This is a genomic window from Enterobacter sp. LM3 (assembly GCF_046622475.1).
Taxonomy (GTDB): Bacteria; Pseudomonadota; Gammaproteobacteria; order Enterobacterales; family Enterobacteriaceae; genus Enterobacter; species Enterobacter cloacae_P.
On sequence record NZ_JBJURN010000058.1, the window covers coordinates 1 to 698 of the forward strand.

A 698-nucleotide genomic window follows, 5' to 3' on the forward strand; every position below is an offset into this window, starting at 1 on the left:
GCCAGCAAACAAAGTGCAGATAACCGTGCTTCATACGCGTTCGGTGGGGTAACAAACACTGCTGCACAGGGGTATCCAGTCCCATTACTTTACGGGCGCAGGCTTATCGGCGGTGCAATCATCTCCGCAGGGATTTACGTCGAAGACCAACAGTAATTTTCTGCTTCTTTCAGGCCACCTTTTGGTGGCTTTTTTTATGGGCTCAATATGGCAACTGAAACCATTATTAAAGGCCGCAAGGGCGGCAGTTCCAGCGCACGAACCCCAACAGAGCAGCCAGATGATCTGCAGTCTGTTGCGAAGGCAAAAATACTTATTGCATTGGGAGAGGGGGAATTTGCTGGGAAGCTTACAGCGCGTGATATTTACCTGGACGGCACGCCGCTGGAAAACTCGGATGGCTCGCAGAACTTTAGTGGTGTAGCGTGGGAGTTTCGACCGGGAAATCAGGCGCAAAAATACATTCAGGGTATTCCAGGTACTGAGAACGAAATTAACGTCGGGACTGAAGTTTCGAGTGATACGGCCTGGACTCATACTTTAACCAATACACAGCTCTCAGCAGTTCGTCTGCGCCTGAAGTGGCCATCGCTGTTCGAGCAGAAAAACAACGGCGATCTGGTTGGTTATTCTATTAACTATGCCATTGAGCTGCAGACCGATGGCGGCTCCTGGCAGACGGTGTTGAATACTAACGT

At 50.3% G+C, this 698-nt stretch carries 2 pseudogenes; both read left to right on the plus strand.

What is annotated here, in order from left to right:
* A pseudogene (locus ACJ9N4_RS20905) lies at positions 1-156 on the plus strand (tail assembly protein); the annotation flags it as partial.
* A gap of 51 nt (positions 157-207) precedes the next feature.
* Positions 208-698 (plus strand): annotated as a pseudogene (locus ACJ9N4_RS20910) (host specificity protein); the annotation flags it as partial.